Here is a 19,928-nt window from a genome sequence, read left to right as displayed (position 1 = left end):
CAAAGGCTCTGTCACATCCCAACCCCCTAAACTTTTCCTACATGACAGATAGATGGGTTTCCCCATTTCCTCCATAGGGGCATTAGTTTTTTTTATCGTTTAGGAGAGTAAGGGATGGTAGATTAAAATTAATAAAGCTAGATCTAGATCCGTGCCGAAATGGTAAATGCTTGTTTTTTTGCGCTCGCTCACTTTTGGGCTCACCCTCCTCTGGGAACGGTGGATGGAGCCGCGAATCTGTTTATTGCTTCCTGCTACTTCACTATCTCCACGCTGCTGGCGATTGGTTTGTGGCGGAACCGGCACGAGGGTGTTGACGTGCTGGTGGGGTTCACGGCAGGAATCTTTTTGAGCTGTGCGTTAGGCCATACAGCGCATGGAATTGGGATGCTTGGTTTAGCGGACACAATGTTTTGGCAGACTAGCTTTGATTTACTGACGGCGATTCCAGCAGTCGGGTGTCTCAGCAACCACGGCAGCTACAGCGTCCTAGTTCAGTTTGGCCAGATTATCCGGGCTAAAGCAGAACTTGAGGAGCAGAATGCGAGGCTGGAGCAAATCGTCGATCAGCGCACGCAAGAATTAAAAGAACAAAATCAGCGCCTCCAGGAAGCCTTGACAGAGCAGCAACGGATGCAGGGGCAGCTGGTGCAGATGGAAAAGATGTCCCTGCTGGGCCAGATGGTGTCGGGGATTTCTCACGAGATTAACAATCCCATTAACTTTATATACGGCAATTTGCCTTATGTAGAGGAGCATGTGCGCGAGCTTTTGAAGGTTCTGGAAGTATGCCAGTCCACTGCGGCGAAAGAGTCCGAGCGAGTCCAAGAAGTGCTAGAAGAAATTGATCTAGATTTTATTTTGGAGGATTTGCCTCGCCTCGTGGATTCTATGAAGCTGGGAGCGGTGCGGATTCGGGAACTTGTCCTCAATTTGCGCAGTTTTTACCGGCTGGATGAAGCGCAGATGAAACCGGCTGACCTGCACGAGGGCATTGAGAGTACGCTGGTGCTGCTGCACAACCGCTATAAGAAAAAGATTGAAGTCGTGCGGCGGTTTGGCAATATTCCGCGGGTGGAGTGCTATATCAATCAAATCAATCAGGTGTTTATGAACCTGCTCAGCAATGCGATTGATGCGTTGCTTGCCGGTGCGCCTTCAGCAGAGCGGACTGAGAAACGTATTGAGATTGCTACCGAGCAGATCAGCCCCGAATGGGTGGCGGTCAGGATTGCCGACAGCGGAGCCGGGATCTCCCCTGAAATACAGGCTCGCATATTTGAGCCGCTCTTTACGACAAAGCCAAGGGATGTTGGCACCGGCTTGGGTTTAGCGATTTCTCACCAGATTGTCACGGAAACCCATCGAGGCCGAATCTATTGCAATTCTGAACTCGGCAAAGGCACAACGTTTACAGTAGAGCTGCCGGTTTTTCAACCTAAGGAGTGCGAGGGAGTGAGGTGCGGGTAACGGGGGAGGGGCTGGCCAATTTTGCCCCGCCTGCTAGGAGGAGAGCGGCGATTTTTACCATTTAGGTTGGTCTATAGGTTTTTTTTTATGAGTCGTGAGAGTGAAGAAACCCAGTTTCTTAAAGAAACCGGGTTTCTCTTCTCTAGATGGGCGCAAATCATTTCTCCCCGAGAAAATTTTAAAAATAATACAAATCGATTCAAGGCGCACTTTCCTAAAAAATGAAAATGATTCGCAGGTTCCAGCCTCTATCTTGGCGGACAATTTCAATTTTTTGGATGAATTCTCGAAAGTAGAACCGACGCTCTGATTCTGATAAGTCCAGCCAGAACTGCGGGATGGAAACGGCTTGCGCGTAAGTGCGCAAATTCACCGGCGGGAGCTGAGCCAGCTTGCTTTGCATTTCCGCAATTTCTGTGCGGATTTTGTAGGCTCGCAAGTCAGCTGTTTCTGTGTCGAGGATGCCCAGTTCGCACAGCGAGGGAAGCTGATCGAGGATTTGTTCTCTAGCCGCAATCTCACCGGCAATCTCTTTCTTAACTGCATCCATATCCGGCGCGTTCAAACCGGCAACCGCACGGGGCAAGTCGCGGCAAATCCCCTCAATGGTTTGCTCCAGCACTTTTTCGTAGGCAATGGCGCGGCATTTGGGCTGTTTCGGGCAGCCGGTGGGGCGCAGGTAGAGGTATTCCCGATCTTGCCGGTGGGCGGTGACGCGGGAGACTGTCATGGCACACTGGCACGAACCGCAAACTGCCAAACCGGCAAGCGAGCGGGGGGCGCTGGCGGCGCGGGGGGGAATGCGCCGGTTGCGGCGCAGAATTCGCTCGACTTGAGCGGCTTCTTCCCGCGATACAATGGGGGCGTGGGTGTTAGAAATTATCTCGCCATTTTGATATTCCAAATCGCCGCGATAGACGGGATTGGTGAGCCACTGGCGAGCGGTAGAAACGGAGATTTTTTTGCCGTATTTTTGCGCGAGGTAGCGAACCGCACCGCGCACGGAACCGTAGATGAGAAAGTGCTCGAAAAAATCTTTGACCGCCGGCGCTGCAGTGCGGTCGATGACGTAGCGCTCTTTGCCCCGCCGGTATCCGTAGGGGGCTTTTCCCGGAGGGGGCAGGGCTTTCAGGCGATTGCGGGCGTGTCCAGAACGGATGATCCGACTGCGCTGGTTTTGCTGGATTTCTTTCAGCAGTTTCAATAAATCGGCTCGCACACCGGCACCCGTGGGGGTGGCTGATTCGGTGGCGATCAGTTCGATGCCGAGGGCTTCCAATTCCGCCATGCGAACGCACACTTCCCCCACGGTGTCGCCCAGTTCTTCCAGACGCCGAATTAAAAGATAATCCGCCGGCGATGTTTTGCAGTCACTCAGCAACTGAACCAGCTGGAAGCGCTGACCTAAATCTTGGTATAATTTGTCTATTTCCCAGCCCCAGATGGTTGGGTCGGGTGCCGGTTCGAGCAGCGGCTCGCTGTAGGAATATGCGATAATTTTCATGGTTTCAATTCTCCGTTAAAAAAGGCGTAACGCAGGCGTCTCGCCTGCGCACACCAACCTCAAGAAAGGCGTAGCGCAGGCGTCTCGCCTGCGCCTCAAAGAAGGCGTAAGCGCGGGCTGGACAGGCGGGACGCCTGTCCTACGTCGGGGGAGTGCAACAGGCGTCTCGCCCGCTCACATCTGGCTGAACTCTAGAATATTGCCGTCTGGATCGTGGGTGAAAATGGCGGCTCGACCGGAGGCGCTCATCTGCACTTGGCACCCGTGAGCGAGCAGCTGCTCTCTGACTTCTTCTAGGTTGGCAACGCCGAAGGCGACGTGCCGGTTGCGCCCCCATTTTTCGGGATTCTGCATTTCGGCTCGAAAGCCGGTGTCTTGAATGAGGTGTATCTGAGCGTCTCCGATTTGATACCAGGCTCCGGGGTATTTGAGGGTGCGGTCTACTTTGGAGAGTCCCAGGATTTTGCCGTAAAATTGCTCGGCTCGATCCAGGTCGGAAACGAGTACGGCGGTGTGGAGGTATTGGGTGATTTGCATGGTGTGGGTTGGGGTGGGTGTTCTTAACTTTAATTTAAACTGCCAAGACGCCAAGACGCCAAGGAAGAAGCAATTTTGTGGGCGTCGCGCCCAAAAGCCGGATGAAGAACCCCACCCCCCAACCCCCTCCCCGTGTACGGGGAGGGGGAGCAAGAAAGGATTGTGGAGTTCGGGGAAAAAGTCTCAATCATTCTTCTAGTGTGTGACGCGCTTTTGTGCGATAGTGAAATAGCGACTGTTAGGTTTAGATGTTCTGATGAAGGAAGTGTCCTTGGATTTAAATTTGCCCAGTCGGGAGCCGGCTAATGCTGTCTGGTTTGAGGATATGCTAGCATCACTTGGGGTGAGTCGGGGCGCGGGTTGGCCCGACAGGTTTGGCCAATCTCTGCGCCGGTGGTTCGCGGAACATGGCCATTCTCCGATTAAGACTCTCAGCTTGTTTGCCGGCGGTGGCGGGCTGGATATTGGTTTCCATGATGCCGGTTTCGAGATTGTTCAGATGGTGGAGCTTGAAGCTAAGTATGTGCGAACGCTGGAAAGAAATTCGCAGCCGGGGAAATGGCTGGAAAATGCTCACCCCACCTGCGCTGATATCAGGAAGTTTGTCCCTGATTCTCAGCTGAAGATTGATTTTATCATTGGAGGACCGCCCTGTCAAACGTTTTCGGCGGCTGGGCGCAGGGCGGCTGGGGTGGCGGGAACGAGCGATGCCAGGGGAACGCTGTTTCAGGAGTATGTCCGCTTGCTGAAGGCGCTGCAGCCAAAAGGGTTTCTGTTTGAGAATGTTTCTGGTATAATTGGCGCTCAGAAAGGGGAGGCTTGGCGGCAAATCCAGAAGGCTTTTCGGGATGCCGGTTACAGGATTTTTTATCGCATACTGGATGCGGCTGATTATGGTGTGCCGCAGCATCGGGAGCGTTTGTTTATTGTTGGGCTGAAGGAAGGGAATTATTTGTTTCCCTGTCCGACTCACGGGCCAGATTCTCCGGGGAAGGAGCCTTTTTATACAGCTCTGGAGGCGGTTGCCGGTGCTGATACGTCTGGCGCTGAGGCGGGGATTAAAGGGCGCTACGGGCATCTGCTGGAAAATATTCCTCCGGGGTTGAATTATAGCTTTTATACGGAGGAAATGGGGCACCCGCAGCCGGTGTTTAGCTGGCGGTCGAAGTTTTCGGACTTTCTTTATAAGGCTGACCCTGAGATGCCGGTGCGGACGATTAAGGCGCAGGGGGGACAGTACACCGGCCCTTTTAGCTGGGAAAACCGGCGCTTCACAATTGCGGAACTGAAGCGGTTGCAAACGTTTCCTGATGAGTATGAGATTGTGGGGAATGGAGCCGTGTGTGTGGAACAGATTGGGAATTCTGTGCCGCCGCAGCTGGGGAGGATTTTGGCGCTGAGTATTTTGGATGGAGTGATGGGAGTTAAGTTACCGTTTCCGATGCATTACTTGCCGCCGGAAAAGGAGCTAGGATTTAGGCAGCGCAAGCGCCAGCTGACGGAAAGATACGCTGAAAAGGCTAGAGAGGCAATCGCACTCGCCGGCGGTAAGGCGTCACCGGCAGGGGGTGTGTTCCGGGGGGAAGCGGTGCGTTTTTTGTCCTTGCCGGATTTTGGCTGGAGTGAGAGAGAAGTTCCTAACAGCGTGAGGGTGAATTTGAGGTACGATATCAATGAGGAGTGCTGGGAGATAGTCGCCAGTGCCGGTGCCGGGCGACTGAAGTCGCGGCTATACAAACAAAGCCCGCCTGCGCGGGCTTTTGAGGAAGTGATTTGCCAAATTGGGGATGAAACATGGCCCGACGAGAATCAATATGCGATTGAGGTGTCCCCATCTTTGGGGCGTGAGGATTGGGGGTTGGGGACAAGAAAGGTCAAGCTGTGCGCTAAGGATTTAGAGAAGTCGGTGTTTACGGCACTGTGGAAGGCGTTTGAGGAAAAACTGGTTGAGGTGACGGGTAAGGCGGATTTGGTTCAGCTTGCCGGTTATTACCAGTACACTCCGCGCATCAAGGGGGTGATGAGTTTTCATCCGCAATTAAGGATTGAGCCTTTCTGGCGTGTGGTTCAACGGGTGGTGAGTGGGATAGGGGTGGCTACCCAATTGCCGGTTCCAGATTTGGCAGTGCTGTGGGGAGTTAATGCTGAGGATGTGTTTTATTGCTTGCAAGTTTTGCGCGGTATGGGGTATGAGGTTAGAAATCACAATACGAATTCGCAGATTAGGAAAGGAGAGTATTTAATTCCTTATGGGTTTCCGACGCTGACGCCGAGAAGTGTGCAGCTGCGGAAGAATTTGGAAGCGGGGAGAGGTATTCGCGCTTTGTAGAGGTACTGCGGTTGGAGGATGCTGTGGGAGTTTTTCGGAAAGGGTGGGGGTGCCGGTGGGATGGCTTCACACCGGCACGCAACTCCTCGATCTGTCTCAAGCCAACTGCTCTGGATCGATGCCCAATTCCCGCAGTTTCGCCGCGAGTCGTTCAGCTCGCTGCTGTGCTTCGGCAACTTGCTGTTCGGCTGCAGTGGCTCGCTGCTGTGCTTCGGTGGCTTGCTGTTCGGCTGCAGTGGCTCGCTGCTGTGCAACGGCTGCTTGCTGTTCGGCAACGGATGCTCGCTCGCTGGGAGTTGGAATCAATTCTCCTTCGAGAGTGAACCACCGCAACCACAGCCGGTTGATATTTTTATAGCTGCCTTCCCACAAACCTAAACTTAGCCCCAGCTCTGGCACCGGCAAACGTCCTTCAGTTAGTTCTACAGGTTCGTAGTGTCCGCCGGTGAGGCGAAAAGCCCGCACCCGATCGGTATAGCGGCTGAAAACTATGTAGTAAGGAACGCGCAGAATCTGTTCGTAAACTTGCCACTTTGTCGGCGGCTCCCCCGGTTGCTGAGCAGTCCGACCCAAATCTTCATCTTCTGTCCCAGGAGACAGTAACTCCACCACTACAAACGGGCTGATTTGCTCATACCATATCACATAGCTCAAACGCATATCGCGCCCTTCATACAGCCTCGGCACGCCAGCGACGGCAAACCAATCTGGACGTTTGTACCAATTGGGATGGCGGGCGTCATAGTAGAGATTTAGATCCATAGCCGAGAATATTTGATCCAAATCCCAGTTTCGAGGCTGAAAAGTTGAGTCCAGCAGTTGCGGCTGGTCAGCGTGAAAGGTGTCAGGCAATCCAGGTTCCTCCGGGTTTTCGCTAGGTAAGTCGTACATTGTGGGCAAGGTTTGCTCGGGCGGAAGCGGAGGCGCGGATTGGAGAGGCAGAGGAGTTGGGATATTCACGGTCAATCTCCGGCTCTGTGTGGCATTTCTATAATGATACAATATTTCTCTTGCGATCAGCACCGGCTTTAAGAGAGTTTGGCAGGGCTTCACACCGGCACCTCTCTTTTCCGCTAAAACTTGTTAAAGGAGTCTCGCAACATTTCCCATGAAACAGCTCTCTGACGAAAAGCCTTTTAGCCCTTGGGATTACAAACCTTGGTGGTGCCAGCCCTGGTCAATTCTCCTGACAGGTGTCACCCTGATTAGCGGCAGCTGGTTGCTGCTGAAAACTGTCTGGATAACCGCTATTGTCGCCGTGCCGGTGCTGGCGTGGATGGGCTTCTTCTTATTAATCTGGCCAAAACTCATGCAGGAATATTACCGGCAATCCCTGCAGGATTCCCCGCCAGCAGACTAGGACTTCTTAGCTCACTAGAAACCGGGTTTCTTGAAGAAACCCGGTTTCTGGCCCCCTGGCAGGCTTAACAATTACTTTATAAATCAGCGCTGAGCGCGAACACCGCACCTCAGCAGAAGTTCTTCCCATAAAACTTTCATTTTGTCAACTCTTTTCCAGCTCTATCTGAAGCCCGCGCAGGCGGGCTTTGCTTGTGTAGCCCCAGACTGAAGTCTGGGGGTCTAGAATATCTGGAAGTCTTGAACAATTGCGCTCAGATTGCTGTATTATAAGCCTGATATTTCAGGAAGTCAAAATCAATGAAAGGCAAGCGCGTATTGCTCACCGGCGGCACCGGCGGACTCGGTTTGGGGGTGACACCGGCAGTTCTCGCCCGAGGTGCGGAAGTCACGATTCCCTATGTCAGCGCCCGAGATGTGGAACGCCTAAAAGCTAGACTCTCACCGGCAGATATTGCCCGGATTCGGTTTGTCTCAGCGAACCTCGCGGATGCAGCTGCAGTTGAAAAGCTAGTCAGCGACATGGAACGGGTGGACGTGCTGATTCACTTAGCCGGCGGCTTTGATATGGGGAAAACCCACGAATACAGCTACGAAAACTGGAAAAGACTCTTTGACCTCAACCTGAATACGACCTTTTTAACCTGCAAATACAGCCTCGCCAAAATGCTGCAAACTGGCTACGGACGCATTGTGACCGTGGGATCTCGGGGTGCCGTGCAGCCGGCGGGACAGATGGCGGCTTACTGCGCCTCTAAAGCGGGAGTTGTCGCCCTGACACAAGCCATCGCAGACGAAACTAAAGGCACCAATATCACCGCCAATTGCGTCCTCCCCAGCACCATTGACACTCCCAGCAACCGGCAAGCGATGGGCGAAGAAAATGCCGGCAAGTGGGTGAAACCGGAATCTCTCGCAGAAGTCATCTGTTTCTTAGCCTCCGAAGCTGCCAAAGACGTGCGCGGCGCTGCTGTTCCTGTTTATGGCAGCATCTAGAGTTTAGGGGTGCCTGAATAAACCGGGTTTCTTTAAGAAACCCGGTTTCTCAAAGAAACCGGGTTTCTCCCCTTTCACTGCTAACATCAAACTTGACGGATGGGAATCTCGATGGTAAACTCTGTTCCCTGACCGGGGGCGGAAGTGCACTTCAGCTGACCCCGGTGTTTTTCCACGACAATAGAGTGGGAAATGGCAAGCCCCAAGCCGGTGCCGGCACCCACCGGCTTGGTCGTGAAAAAGGGGTCAAATATGCGCCAGCGCACCTCCTCACTCATGCCCGAGCCACTGTCAGAAATTTGGATGGCCACGCGCTCGCCTTCGATAACTTCTGTGCGAATCAGAATGGCCGGCAATCGGTTGGCGGGTGCGGGGTATCCGGCATTTTTCTCACTCTCCTCGATCGGGTTAAGATTCTGCATTTCCAAAGCATCAATCGCATTCGTCAGGATATTCATAAAAACTTGGTTCAGCTGGCCGGCATAGCACTCCACCTCGGGCAGAGTCCCGAACTCTTTGATCACCTGAATGCCGGGATGCCCCGGTTTTTCTTTGAGGCGATTTTGCAAAATCAGCAGCGTGCTTTCAATCCCCGCGTGAATGTCAACCGGCTTCATGTCCGATTCGTCCAGCCGCGAGAAAGTGCGCAGGGAAAGCACAATCTCGCGGATGCGGTCAGCCCCCACCTTCATGGAAGACAGGATTTTCGGCAAATCTTCAACCAAGAAATCGAGGTCGATTGCTTCTGCCGCCTCGGCAATAGCCGGCACCGGCACAGGATAGTGCTGCTCATAAAGGCGCACCAGATCAAGCAAGTCTTCGATATATTGAGTCGCGTAGGTGATATTGCCGTAGATGAAATTGACGGGGTTGTTGATTTCGTGGGCGACACCGGCAACCAGCTGTCCGAGAGAGGACATCTTTTCAGTATGAATCAGCTGGGTTTGGGTTTCTTGCAGTTTCCGCAGAGCTTTTTCTAGCTGAGTGGCCTGCTGTCTCAATTGAGCTTCCGATTGCCGCAATGCCTCTTCTGCTCGCTTGCGCTCCGTAACGTCCACGCCAATGCCCCAGCTTCCCCAGCCGGGAATCGGGAAGCGCTGGGAAATATTTGACCAAGCAATTGTTTTAACACTGCCATCCTTAGAAACTATTTCCCACTCCCAGTCCCGATAGTCATTGCCGCGACTTTGCCATTCGGCTGTCATGCGCTCGCGATAAGCCGCATCAGGATACAGCAGTACCATCGCCTGGGGATTAAAAACAATATCCCGAGCGCGGTAGCCGGTGACTCGCTCAGCTTCCCGGTTCCAGACAATCAGGTTAAACTGATCGTCAAAAACGCTCAGCATCACCGGCATATTTTTCAGCACCGTGCGCAGGCGATCCTCACTCTCCCGCAATGCCTCTTCTGCCCGCTTTCGCTCGGTGATTTCCACCAAAACCACGCCGACAGCTCCAGGTTTTCCCTCCGCCTTGAGGATGGGAAAATAAGACGCCAGCCAGTGACGCAATACCCCCGGCTGTCCAGGGGTTTCCCCAGATATCTCGATGTTGAGAATCGGTTCGCCCCCAGTCAAAATGCTGCGATAGATGGGTTCGATCTCCGGCGCGATTTCAGGCAAAACTTCCCCCAAGGTTTTGCCGATATGCTCCGCCACAGACACGCCATTGATTTCGGCGAGAGCTTCGTTTATTTGAACAAACTGCAGCCGGTCGTCAATGATGCTGATGCCGGCGGGCGCTGAGGTAATAAACGAGTTCAGCAGTTGCTCGCGCCAAGCTAATTCTCGCTCCAGCGCTTTGCGCTCGCTGATGTCAGTAATTGTCCCGACGTAGCCGGTAACATCTCCCGCCTCCCCAATCTCTGCCACCGCCTGACCGACAACCCAGGTTTCTTTCCCGTCCGGACGCAAAAAGCGGTACTCTAATTTAAAAGGTTCCCTGGCAGAAGCTGCCTTATACCATTCAGCGAAGACGCGCTCTTTCTCATCAGGATGTATCGCTCTTCCCCAACCGTCTGCCAGAGCTTGTTCGGGGGTGAATCCAGAAATTTCGCACCACCGGTCATTGACATACAAGCAGTCGCCACCGGCAGTCGTGTGGAATATCCCCACCGGCGAGATTTTTGCCAAAGTTTGATACCGGTGATCGCTCTCCCGCCGGGCGGCTTCAGCCTGTACGCGGTGCGTGATATCCTCTACTATACCGATAGCATATTTCGGCTCGCCCGTTGCTTCGCGCACCACCGACACGGTGAGATTTCCCCAAATATAGGAGCCATCTTTGCGGATGTAGCGCTTTTCCATCGAGTAAGTGGAAATTTCACCCGCAAAACACGCGCGACGGTATTGCAGATCGGTTTCCAAGTCATCCGGGTGAGTGATCGCAGGTAGCGAGAGCGCCAGCAATTCCCCCTCGCTGTAACCCAGCATCTCGAAAAACCGCTGGTTGACCCGGATAAAGCCCCCATCCTGCGCCACCACTGCAATGCCGGCAGCCGCCCGCTCAAATATGGCGCGGAATCGCTCCTCACTCTCGCGCACAGCCTCCTGCGCCCGCACGCGACTGGTGATGTCTTGGGAGAAGATATAAAGTCCATCCCCAGAGGGAAAGACCCGCTGCTCGAACCAGCGGTCTGTAGGTGCGTCATACTCTTCAATGGTGACAGGAATTTGTTCTGTTTTGGCTCGGTGATACTCGCTGTAAAAAGTGGAGCCTGCAGCTTCTGGAAACTCTTCCCACAGACTCTTGCCGAGCAGTTCTTGCCGGCTTTTGCGCATCTTTTGCTCGGCTTTTTGATTAATATAGATAAACCGCCACTGATTGTCTGCGGCTATAAATGAATCCGTGATGCTTTCCAGAATGCTGACAAGTTGCCGGCTGGATTCTCGCAGCGCCTCCTCTTTACTCTGACGCTCTTCCATTTCGCGCCGCAATAGCTCGTTGGCTTGTCTGAGTTGGCTCGTCCGCAGCTCGACTTGGCTTTCCAACTCTTCTTTTGCCTGTTGCGCTGCAGCCAAAGCCCGCTCGCGCTCCGCAACCACCGCCGCCAAAACCAGCGCCGTCAGGGTAATAACGCCAAGAAACCCTTGCAGTGACCGGAGGGATTCGCTCTGCGACTCCCGCAGAAAGGGGCCATGACCGCTTAGCGTGCTCCAGATGGCAATTCCTGAGACGATGGCGCTCAACAGCGTTGCGCCCCGCTGACTGAAACGAAACGCCGCCCACAGGAAGAACGGAATCAGCACAGACGACGGATAGATTCCAAAAAATACGATTTCGCTAACAATCAGCAGCAGCACCAGCAACAATAACGCTTCGACAACTGTTTGTAAATTCTCCCTTAAGAATGAAACAAGATAACTTAAAAATCCCCCATTTTTGAGGTTTAATTTTGCATTTTTCAGGGCTCCGCTCCAAGTCAAGAACACCGGCGTCACGGCGAGAACGCCAATGGCGCTGGCGGCCCACCGGCTAAACCAAACTGTTCCACAAGCTTCCCACGGAACGCGCCCGCTCAGACAGTCAGCCAGTGCGCCGGCAGCAGCGCCCGCAACCGGGCTGAGCAGCGCCCCGAAGGCGGCAAATCTGAAAACATCCCCAGCCCTGTCCAGCCGCATGCTGGTGCCGGCAAACCGGCGCAGCAGGAAGCCACCCAGCAGGGGAGTCACGGTGTCCGCTGCTGCGGAGGCGAGGGCAGCCGCAATGCCGGTGGCAGACATTTCCGGCGCGACGGCGAGGAACGCCCCCAGGGCGAGAGCGGGCCACACCCCATATCCCAGCAGCAGGACAGCCGCCAAGCCGAAACCTGCCGGTGGCCACACCGGCATCTGATTTCCCGGCAGGATGGCCATTGACTGCCCCAGTTTAGCCGCGCCATAATAGAGGCAGGCAAGCGCCACCACCACTGCCGAACGTCGCAACCAGTTGGGCAACGAGCGAGATTTCATCTTTCCTTTATGATTCCTTTATGATTTTTAAGCTATTGTAAACTTTTTTATATCAACTCAAGCCGGTGAGAGCTGTTTTATAGCATAAAAATCACAATTTTAAACGCCGGTGCAGTGTGTGCCAGCCCCACTGGCAGGAAAAGTCCCCTTACGCAGCTGTCCGCCGCAGGAGAGCCCCCCTCGATTGTCACAGACGCTCTCAGAAGTAGGGTGCGTTCCCCCCAGGAACTCCCCCAAAGAAGTAGGGTGCGCTCCCCCCCCAGGAACGCACCCAAAGAAGTAGCGCTCCCCCCAGGAACGCACCCCACTCTTCCTAGGAGGAAACTTTGTTAACTCTTTCCTGCATATTCCTCACGATTTTAGTCACCCAATCTCTGGGGGTAAACCTCACACTGAGAGCCAGCAGCTGATTTTTCAGACCGGGAATCACAACCGTTTGGTTTTCCATCAAGCCGCGATAGCCAATATTCGCCACAGTTTCCGCATCCATAATCTCGCCGCTGACCAGCCGCGATTCTTCCATATTAGCCCTTTTTTGAAAGCCCGATTCTGTCGGACCCGGACAGAGAGCAGTCACGGTGACGCCAGACCCGCTTAACTCATTGGCGAGCGCCTCAGAGAAAGATAAAACATAAGCCTTGGTGGCGTAATACACCGCCATAAGTGGCCCAGGCTGAAAGGCAGCTGTTGAGGCTATGTTTAAGATTTTCCCCTCGCCTTGCTCCAGCATATCCCTGAGAAATAACTTGGTTAAATGAGTCAGGCTGACCATATTGACCTCCATCATTTGCAGCTCAGCCTTCAGGTCAGTTTCAGCAAATAACCCGTAAGTTGCAAAACCGGCATTGTTGACGAGCGCGTCTATTTTAATCGATTGCTGCTGCAGCTCGCTAAAAATCTCGTCAGGAGAGCTGGGGACAGATAAATCCTTGGCAACCGCCGTCACCGAAATGCCGAATTTCCCTTTTAATTCCTCCGCTATTTGGCGGAGCTTTGGCTCGCTCCTAGCGACCAGCACCAAATTGTAGCCGCCGCCGGCGAATAACTTACTCAATTCGCAGCCAATCCCACTGGAGGCACCAGTAATTAGGGCAGTTTTTTGCCGAGTTTGCTTGTCGTTCATAAGTTTAGGTTGTCTCCAAATCATCTTGTCCGTCAATGTAGAGACGCGACATGCTCTTGTCTCTACAAAATGCAGGGCGCGCTTTTTCTACAAGAGACGTTTGCGCGTTTTAAGCAGACATTATTCAGCATAACATGGCGGAGAGAAACCGGGTTTCTTTAACCAACCCGGTTTCTAGATGTTCACGCTAGCCGTTAAGTTAGAATGTCTTCACAAATTCAATGAGCGCTTTCTTGTCCTCATCGGAAAGTTCCGCTCCAAAGTAGTGCCCCTTATCTTCAATCAAATCGGGAGATTGATTGGCCTTTAACAGCTGCTGGAGAACAGCAGCCGGCCCGCCAGAGAGATCCAATTCACCCGACAGAGCTTTCGGGTCTATATTGGCAATCAAATTCACCGGCGTGCCTTTAGGAACCGGCACCTCTGTCCCGTCGGGAAGTGTGAGTTTGCTGTCGGCTGACGTCACTTTAATGGATTTGGGGCCAAGCCGGTTTTCCGGCCACAAGAGCTTTTCCATCGCATCCGTATACGCTTTTACGCGCCCTTCTACCGAAGGATCTTTGGTATATTCTCCCAGAGAATTGTTGTGGAAGAAAGGCGCTGTCGCCCAAATACTGACGAGCGAGGGAGTGCGGTAATAGCCCCGCCCGCCGGCGGGCACCTCAAATTCTATCGGGGTTTTCGGATCGAGAGGATTGAACAGCTCAAGTTTGCCCGGAGATGGCAATTCCTTATAAGTCTTAGACGAGAACTGCTCCCAGAGATGGCCCTCGATTGCATTCGTCGCCAAAGCGCGGGCGGCATTAGTGCCAATCTCTGTAATCGGATAGCGCTTGTCGTCAGACAAGAAATTCCCCACCAGGAAATCGGGATTCCGGACAGAATCCCGATACCACTGCTTGGCTTTTTCCGAACCGGCAGCAATCTCTTCTGGTGGCTGCTTGCTGGAGTGGCACTTGGCGCAAGTATCGGCAAAAATAACCTTCCCTCGCTCTAAGACTGCCTGATCTTTAGTCAGGAAAGCTCCGCCACCGGGCGCATCTTTCAGATACATCGGCTGTACCGATTTCAAGAAAGCTTCCGCATTGGCCATGCGGGCTTCCGTATTCCGCCAGTCCTCGCACTCCGCCCTCGCCTTTTCCATATCAAAAGGTTTTTGGGGAGTTCTGCCTTGGAAGGCATCGTGAAGCGTCAGCCAGTAGTCCCCGCACATGCCGATATTGACATAGACGCGCAGGGAGGCTTCCGCAACGCCGATGGAATCTGCGCCATCCTTGAGAATGTGATTCACAGCTTTGGTTGTGCCATCGTTCATCACCTCCTCATGTTTTGGCCGGTTCCCCAAGTTGAAGATAGAGTTAATGGCGTTGGGGTTATTGATGCCATCGCTGCCAATTCGAGAGGTGTCAGATGTGCCCGGTTGCTGCGTGTTAAGGACGTGCCAAGCAAAATCCTCTGGTGTCAGGTGGCTGCCGAATAATTTGCCTTCCTCAAGGTACTGGTTGCCGAGCACCCCTACGAGGTTTTCCCACTGGGGCGCTTTTACGTCAGCCGGCGGATTGAGCGGATTGAAAGCGACATGGCACACCGCGCAAGACATTCCCACCCGGTAGGGCGGCTCGACAGTCGGATCTGACTCGTACTTTTGAGCGTCCCATTTTGCGGGGTCAAAATTTGGGTTTTTGAACTTGCGCAAACCGATGACGCCGGTGGAGTGCGGGTCCCGGCACTCATCCAGCCACAAGCCATATTCGTCGGGTCCTGTCGCTTTTTTGCACCCCGGATCGTTTACCGCTCCTAGCAGTTTGAAACGCTCGTCGTGCTGGCGCGAGTCAACCAATTTCAGCAAGTCCACATTGCCTGCTGTTTTCAAAGTCGCTTGACGCCAGAATTTTTCGTTTCCGCCAGTCCAGAGATACCAGGTACACCGCCCCCGGTTTTCTGCCTCAGTCAGGTTCCGCGCCGGTGGCAGATAGCCGATATCCTCACAGTATGAGGTGAGAGCTGCTGGCACTCCCGCCCAACCTTGAACGTAGCCGGTGGCTCCAATCAAGGTCAGGATCGCCAGACAGCACGCAATAACTAAACGTGACTTTTTCATCAAATATTTCTGTCGCCAGACAGATAGAAGAAAGAAAGATCGCTCGCGCGCCGGCAAGCCTGCCGGCAAGCTACAGGCGCGAAAAATCGTCGCCTCTCTACAAGACTCAATAAGGCGTTTTTCAAGAGGCTTTCCCTAAGGATGAGTATTTAAGCTGACCCGCTTGCGCCGCAGCGCGAACACAGGACATTAGATCGCTGCTGAAATCGTGCAATCCGGATGCAATCCCTGCGTGATTTGGTTAGAGACTTCGCAGCTTTTCGCAGCAGATATAGCAGTTCTAACTGATTTGCGCAAACGCGCCTGGGTCCAGAACCCCGGTTTCTTAAAGAAACCGGGGTTCTGAAATTTACACGAAGGTATAGGACGCGCTATAGCACCCGAAAAATCGAGGATCGCAGGGTGTGCACAGGCGAGACGCCTGTGCCTACGCCGTCTCGCCTGTGCCTGCGGCGTCTTGCCTGCGTAAAAACACTTAGGCAAGACAGCCGGTGGGACATCTCCCAGCCGCTGCCAGCCGCCCAATTATCCCGAATTTCACTGAAAACTCTAGACACTTCCCTGTAAGATGTGTTAAAGTTCAGTAATAACGCAGGCGAGGGGTGTCACCCCTTACGACCATGCTAGCCGCCCAGACACTTAAATGTCAACCGGCAGCCGGCACCTCTGGCAAGCGCCACCCGAAAGGGGCTGAGAAACCCGGTTTCTCTAAGAAACCGGGTTTCTGGGCGCTATCATTTACAGACCTAAATCAGGGCATCTCCACAACAGTTCCTTCAGGCATCTCTGTACAGTTGGATGCCTAATTTGTGCTGAGTTCTGTGAGAGCTGAAAAAGCCGGTTCCTCAAAGAAACCGGCTTTCCGCCCCACCCAGCACAGTGGAAAATTAGGAGAGATTAACGTGGAGAGCGACATTATATTTGAACCGCTGAAGTTCCGCAACCTCACCGTCAAGAACCGCATCTTTAGATCCAGCATTTCCGGGCGGTGGGACAACTATAACGGCTCGGGCACCCAAGCCCGTATCAACTGGGAAGAGAAATTCGCTCGCGGCGGTGTGGGGGCGATTGTATCTTCCTTCGTGCCGGTTCACATTCGGGGGCGGATTATGCCCAACTACGCCACCATCAACTGCGACGAGCGCATACCTTTCTGGCGGAAAGTGGGCGAAAAGGCACACGAATATGACTGCAAATTTATTATGCAGCTCAGCCATTCTGGGCGACAGCAGGATATCGCCGGCGTTGAGAACCTTGACCGGAAAGCCCTCTCCTCAACGAGCAAAACCGAGCCCTTCCACGGCTTCCTGTGTCAAGCCATGACCCGCGATGAAATTAAGCAAACCGTCCAGGACTTTGCAGACGGTGCTAGACGCGCCCGCGAAGCAGGACTCGATGGCGTTGAACTGCACAGCGCCAATGGCTATCTCTTCACCCAATTTCTCAGTTCGGGCATTAATGACCGCAAGGATGAGTATGGCGGCTCGTTGGAAAATCGAGCCCGCTTCCTGCTCGATACGATTAAAGCCATCCGCAAAGAAGTGGGAAACGATTTCCACTTGCAATTTAAAATCAGCGCCGCAGACTACAACAACGCCGTCACCTTTTGGGAAAAAAGAGGCAACACCCTCGAAGATTCTATCCAGATTTGCAAATGGGCGGAAGAAGCCGGCGCTGATGCGGTTCACGTCTCCACCGGCAGCTTGTTCCCGCACCCGCTCAATCCCATCGGCGATTTCCCCTTCGAGGTAATTAGAAAAACCTATGACACCATGCTGTCCAGTGGCATCTATACCAAACGCAACTACCTGCTGTTCCGCTACTGGCTCTTAAGGCCGATTTTCTCATTCTTGTGGGACCGGACAAAAAAGAGCCGCCCCCCCCAGCCTGTAAGCGGGGACAAGGTGGAGGACGAAAAATACCGCAAACTTCTGCAAGCTTACCAAGGAGTGAATCTTAGCGACGCTCGCGAAATCAAAAAACACGTCAGTATTCCGGTTTTGTGCACCGGCGGCTTCCAGCAGGCTTCCTACATCCGCAAAGCCATCAGTGAGGGGTTTTGCGATGCCGTGACTATCGCTCGCCCCCTGATTGCTAACAGCGACCTGGTTAAGTTCTTTGAGCGGGGGGAAGACCTCCCGCCAGCCCCCTGCACTTACTGCAACAAGTGCCTGCTCAATGTGATTGAAAATCCCCTGGGTTGCTACGAACTCGACCGCTACGGCGGCGACTCCGACAAAATGATGCGAGAAATCATGTCAGTGTTTGAACCGAGCCTTTAAATCCAGAGAGCGAACTTATTCATGAGCGAACAAGAAAAACCCTCCCGGCTGCCGGGGATACTCAAGGCAGCTTTCAAACATCTTTGGCTGGCTGTTGCTGGAGTTGCCCTCGTGGCTGCCCTAGCATTCTGGCCCTTGCTGTCCAACTCGCCGGTGGATTATGCTGATATTGAAGACCACTTCAAGTATGGCTCGATTGGCAGCGAGCCGGTCAATGGAATTCCCTATTGGATTTGGAAAGTTTTACCCGACATGTTTCGGGTAAATCTGCCTGGTGAGGGCGGTTACGCCTCCCTGGGGTTTCTTTACGAACCGGGTAAAACTATGCCGGTTGGGTTTTCCAGGCGGAAGAACTTTATCGAGCGCGTTGGCTTGAATTGCGCGGTTTGCCACACCGGCACGTTTCGCGAGACGCCAGAGAGCGAGCGCCACCTTGTCACGGCAATGCCGGCGAACAACCTCAACCTTCAGGGATATATCAATTTCCTGTCAGCCGCCGCTTTGGATGCGCGATTCAACCCGAAAGACATGATGCCGGCAATCGAAAAGGCGGGCGGCAATCTCAACTTTATCGAGAAACTCATTTATCGCTATTTGGCAATTCCCCGCACCAGGGATGCGCTGATTAACCAAAGAAGCGCCTTCGCCTTTTTCAACCGGCAGCCAGAATGGGGTGTGGGGCGGGTGGATACGTTTAACCCCTATAAAGCCGTCCAATTCCACTTCCCAATGGCCAAGCTGCCAGACAGCGAAATAATTGGCGTTGCTGACTTGCCCTCCATTTGGAATCAAAAGCCGCGCCAGGGAATGCAGCTGCACTGGGATGGCGACAACACTTTGGTGGAAGAGCGCAACAAGAGCGCCGCGCTGGGTGCCGGTGTGACGCCAACCTCCATAGATTTAGACCGCATAAAGCGAGTCGAGGACTGGATCTGGGAACTGCCGGCATCTTCCTATCCTTATGCAATTAATGAGCAGCTGGCGAGTGCCGGCGAGCGCATTTATCAAAACACCTGTGCCAGCTGTCACGCTTTCGGAGGAGCGCAGGTGGGAAAAGTAGTGCCGGTAGAAGACATTGGCACAGACCGGCACCGGCTCGATTCCTACACCTACGAAATGCTCTCTAACCAAAATACCCTGTTTGCCGGCTATCCGTGGCGGTTCCAACATTTTCGCAAGACCGATGGCTACGCCAATTTGCCCCTGGACGGGCTCTGGTTAAGGGCACCTTACCTGCACAATGGCTCAGTCCCCACCCTGCGGGACTTGCTGGAAAAGCCAGACAGCAGACCGAAACAATTCTATCGCGGTTATGACGTTTTCGACCAGAAAAAAGTCGGCTTCGTCTCCGACGTGCCGGCGGAAAACGGACGTAACTTTTTTAAGTTCGACACAGCCCTTCCCGGTAACGGAAACAGCGGGCACCTCTACGGGACAGACCTGTCCCCAGAAGAAAAAGACGCCCTGGTCGAGTACATGAAGAAGCTTTGATAGGAGAAGAGAGAATGAATCTTTACGCTAGATGGTTTAGCCGCGTCGTTTGGGCCGGCATCCTGGCAAATTTCCTGCTTTTCGTAATTCCCTGCTGCTTTTTTCCGGAAAAGCTGCTCTCGTTCCTCCACATGCGGATTCCCGACCCCATTATCTGGGTTCGCCTCGCTGGAATGCTTTTATTTATCATCAGCGTCTTTTACATTCCCGCCGCAATCGACCCCTATCGCTACAGAGCGACCGCCTGGATGTCGGTGCTCCCCTCACGAGCCTTGGGAGCTGGGTTTTTTTTGGGGGCGGTGTTTGTATTTGGCCAGGATAAGGGATTTCTTACCGCTGGTTTCACTGACCTTTTCTTTGGAGTGGTGCAGGCAATTCTGCTGGCTCAAGCCATGCGCCCCGAAAATTCCGTGAAACCGCTGGCGGAAGTCTCCTGAGATTTATAGCGTTGTTCATATTGGTGAGGGACTGAGAAACCCGGTGAGCGTAGGGGCGGGCCCCCGTGCATCGGTGTCAACTTAAGCTCCCGGCGATTGGAAAGAAGCTGTTGGCGAATGCGTGAGGGGTTAGACCACTGGCTAGTTGGCCAGGTTCCTGGCGATTGAAATCGCGGCTATACAGACGAAGCCCGCCTACCCTTCGGGAAGGGCTTCGCCCAACGCGGGCTAAGAGTGGATCGAGACTCTCAAAATCTGCCCGGGTTTTTTCCAGGAAAGACGAGGAAAGGGGGGGATAAGGATTCCCAGAAAGCTCCCCTCCCCGTTAACGGGGAGGGGTTGGGGGTGG

General features: G+C 53.6%; 14 protein-coding genes. 8 read left to right on the top strand and 6 right to left on the bottom strand.

Annotated elements, in window-relative coordinates; translation table 11 throughout:
* Positions 1-159 precede the first annotated feature (159 nt).
* Positions 160-1,470, top strand: a complete 1,311-nt coding sequence (locus tag OSC10802_RS0106505) for a sensor histidine kinase (protein WP_017715978.1) — start codon at positions 160-162, stop codon at positions 1,468-1,470.
* Positions 1,471-1,684: 214 nt separating this feature from the next.
* Here OSC10802_RS0106505 and OSC10802_RS0106500 read toward each other — a convergent pair whose 3' ends face one another.
* Positions 1,685-2,974: a recombinase family protein gene (locus OSC10802_RS0106500; protein WP_017715977.1), complete on the bottom strand. Its 1,290-nt coding sequence runs from the start codon at positions 2,972-2,974 to the stop codon at positions 1,685-1,687.
* 174 nt (positions 2,975-3,148) lie between these two features.
* Complete coding sequence (locus OSC10802_RS0106495; protein WP_017715976.1) at positions 3,149-3,511, bottom strand: VOC family protein; 363 nt, start codon at positions 3,509-3,511, stop codon at positions 3,149-3,151.
* Positions 3,512-3,767: 256 nt separating this feature from the next.
* Between OSC10802_RS0106495 and OSC10802_RS0106490 the strand changes: the two genes are divergently transcribed.
* Positions 3,768-5,840 (top strand): DNA cytosine methyltransferase, encoded by a 2,073-nt coding sequence (locus tag OSC10802_RS0106490; RefSeq protein ID WP_017715975.1) that lies wholly within the window; start codon positions 3,768-3,770, stop codon positions 5,838-5,840.
* A 96-nt stretch (positions 5,841-5,936) separates the two neighbouring features.
* On the opposite strand, the gene OSC10802_RS0106485 is transcribed toward OSC10802_RS0106490, so the two are convergent.
* A complete protein-coding gene (locus OSC10802_RS0106485) occupies positions 5,937-6,731 on the bottom strand; it encodes a Uma2 family endonuclease (protein ID WP_017715974.1) in 795 nt (264 codons plus the stop codon).
* 217 nt (positions 6,732-6,948) lie between these two features.
* On the opposite strand from OSC10802_RS0106485, the gene OSC10802_RS0106480 reads away from it, so the two are divergent.
* Positions 6,949-7,200 carry a DUF6737 family protein gene (locus OSC10802_RS0106480; protein WP_017715973.1) on the top strand — a complete coding sequence of 84 codons (252 nt, stop codon included), beginning with the start codon at positions 6,949-6,951 and terminating at the stop codon, positions 7,198-7,200.
* Positions 7,201-7,499: 299 nt separating this feature from the next.
* Positions 7,500-8,195, top strand: coding sequence for a 3-oxoacyl-ACP reductase FabG (gene fabG / locus OSC10802_RS0106470; protein ID WP_017715972.1), 696 nt, complete (start codon positions 7,500-7,502; stop codon positions 8,193-8,195).
* A gap of 86 nt (positions 8,196-8,281) precedes the next feature.
* On the opposite strand, the gene OSC10802_RS44025 is transcribed toward fabG, so the two are convergent.
* From OSC10802_RS44025 to OSC10802_RS0106455, 3 genes are all read right to left on the bottom strand, one after another.
* Complete coding sequence (locus OSC10802_RS44025) at positions 8,282-12,145, bottom strand: PAS domain S-box protein (protein ID WP_017715971.1); 3,864 nt, start codon at positions 12,143-12,145, stop codon at positions 8,282-8,284.
* A 313-nt stretch (positions 12,146-12,458) separates the two neighbouring features.
* Positions 12,459-13,268, bottom strand: coding sequence for an SDR family NAD(P)-dependent oxidoreductase (locus tag OSC10802_RS0106460; protein ID WP_017715970.1), 810 nt, complete (start codon positions 13,266-13,268; stop codon positions 12,459-12,461).
* A 199-nt stretch (positions 13,269-13,467) separates the two neighbouring features.
* On the bottom strand, positions 13,468-15,369 hold the full coding sequence (locus tag OSC10802_RS0106455) for a hypothetical protein (protein ID WP_017715969.1): 1,902 nt from the start codon (positions 15,367-15,369) through the stop codon (positions 13,468-13,470).
* Between the two features lie 620 nt (positions 15,370-15,989).
* Here OSC10802_RS0106455 and OSC10802_RS48990 point away from each other — a divergent pair.
* From OSC10802_RS48990 to OSC10802_RS0106440, 4 genes are read left to right on the top strand one after another with little or no spacing between them, the layout of a single operon-like run.
* Entirely contained in the window at positions 15,990-16,175 is a 186-nt protein-coding gene (locus OSC10802_RS48990; protein WP_155967421.1) for a hypothetical protein, read from the top strand.
* A 15-nt stretch (positions 16,176-16,190) separates the two neighbouring features.
* Positions 16,191-17,651 (top strand): NADH:flavin oxidoreductase, encoded by a 1,461-nt coding sequence (locus OSC10802_RS0106450; RefSeq protein WP_232731632.1) that lies wholly within the window; start codon positions 16,191-16,193, stop codon positions 17,649-17,651.
* A gap of 21 nt (positions 17,652-17,672) precedes the next feature.
* Positions 17,673-19,142 carry a c-type cytochrome gene (locus OSC10802_RS0106445; RefSeq protein ID WP_017715967.1) on the top strand — a complete coding sequence of 490 codons (1,470 nt, stop codon included), beginning with the start codon at positions 17,673-17,675 and terminating at the stop codon, positions 19,140-19,142.
* A gap of 14 nt (positions 19,143-19,156) precedes the next feature.
* The gene (locus OSC10802_RS0106440) at positions 19,157-19,579 is read left to right on the top strand and encodes a hypothetical protein (RefSeq protein WP_017715966.1); all 423 of its coding nucleotides are present in this window, start codon (positions 19,157-19,159) and stop codon (positions 19,577-19,579) included.
* The last annotated feature ends 349 nt before the right edge of the window (positions 19,580-19,928 follow it).

Source organism: Kamptonema formosum PCC 10802, from assembly GCF_000332335.1.
In the GTDB taxonomy this organism is placed as follows: domain Bacteria; phylum Cyanobacteriota; class Cyanobacteriia; order Cyanobacteriales; family Oscillatoriaceae; genus Oscillatoria.
Note: the sequence above shows the minus strand (reverse complement) of the source record. Positions and strands in the feature narration are given on the sequence as shown.

Coding starts and splice junctions, on each gene's coding strand:
- OSC10802_RS0106495 (WP_017715976.1), bottom strand. CDS start 3,511: ATGCAAATCACCCAATACCTCCACACCGCCGTACTCGTTTCCGACCTG.
- OSC10802_RS0106505 (WP_017715978.1), top strand. CDS start 160: ATGGTAAATGCTTGTTTTTTTGCGCTCGCTCACTTTTGGGCTCACCCT.
- OSC10802_RS0106440 (WP_017715966.1), top strand. CDS start 19,157: ATGAATCTTTACGCTAGATGGTTTAGCCGCGTCGTTTGGGCCGGCATC.
- OSC10802_RS0106500 (WP_017715977.1), bottom strand. CDS start 2,974: ATGAAAATTATCGCATATTCCTACAGCGAGCCGCTGCTCGAACCGGCA.
- OSC10802_RS0106460 (WP_017715970.1), bottom strand. CDS start 13,268: ATGAACGACAAGCAAACTCGGCAAAAAACTGCCCTAATTACTGGTGCC.
- OSC10802_RS0106490 (WP_017715975.1), top strand. CDS start 3,768: ATGAAGGAAGTGTCCTTGGATTTAAATTTGCCCAGTCGGGAGCCGGCT.
- OSC10802_RS44025 (WP_017715971.1), bottom strand. CDS start 12,145: ATGAAATCTCGCTCGTTGCCCAACTGGTTGCGACGTTCGGCAGTGGTG.
- OSC10802_RS0106480 (WP_017715973.1), top strand. CDS start 6,949: ATGAAACAGCTCTCTGACGAAAAGCCTTTTAGCCCTTGGGATTACAAA.
- OSC10802_RS0106455 (WP_017715969.1), bottom strand. CDS start 15,369: ATGAAAAAGTCACGTTTAGTTATTGCGTGCTGTCTGGCGATCCTGACC.
- OSC10802_RS48990 (WP_155967421.1), top strand. CDS start 15,990: ATGCTAGCCGCCCAGACACTTAAATGTCAACCGGCAGCCGGCACCTCT.
- fabG (WP_017715972.1), top strand. CDS start 7,500: ATGAAAGGCAAGCGCGTATTGCTCACCGGCGGCACCGGCGGACTCGGT.
- OSC10802_RS0106485 (WP_017715974.1), bottom strand. CDS start 6,731: ATGTACGACTTACCTAGCGAAAACCCGGAGGAACCTGGATTGCCTGAC.
- OSC10802_RS0106445 (WP_017715967.1), top strand. CDS start 17,673: ATGAGCGAACAAGAAAAACCCTCCCGGCTGCCGGGGATACTCAAGGCA.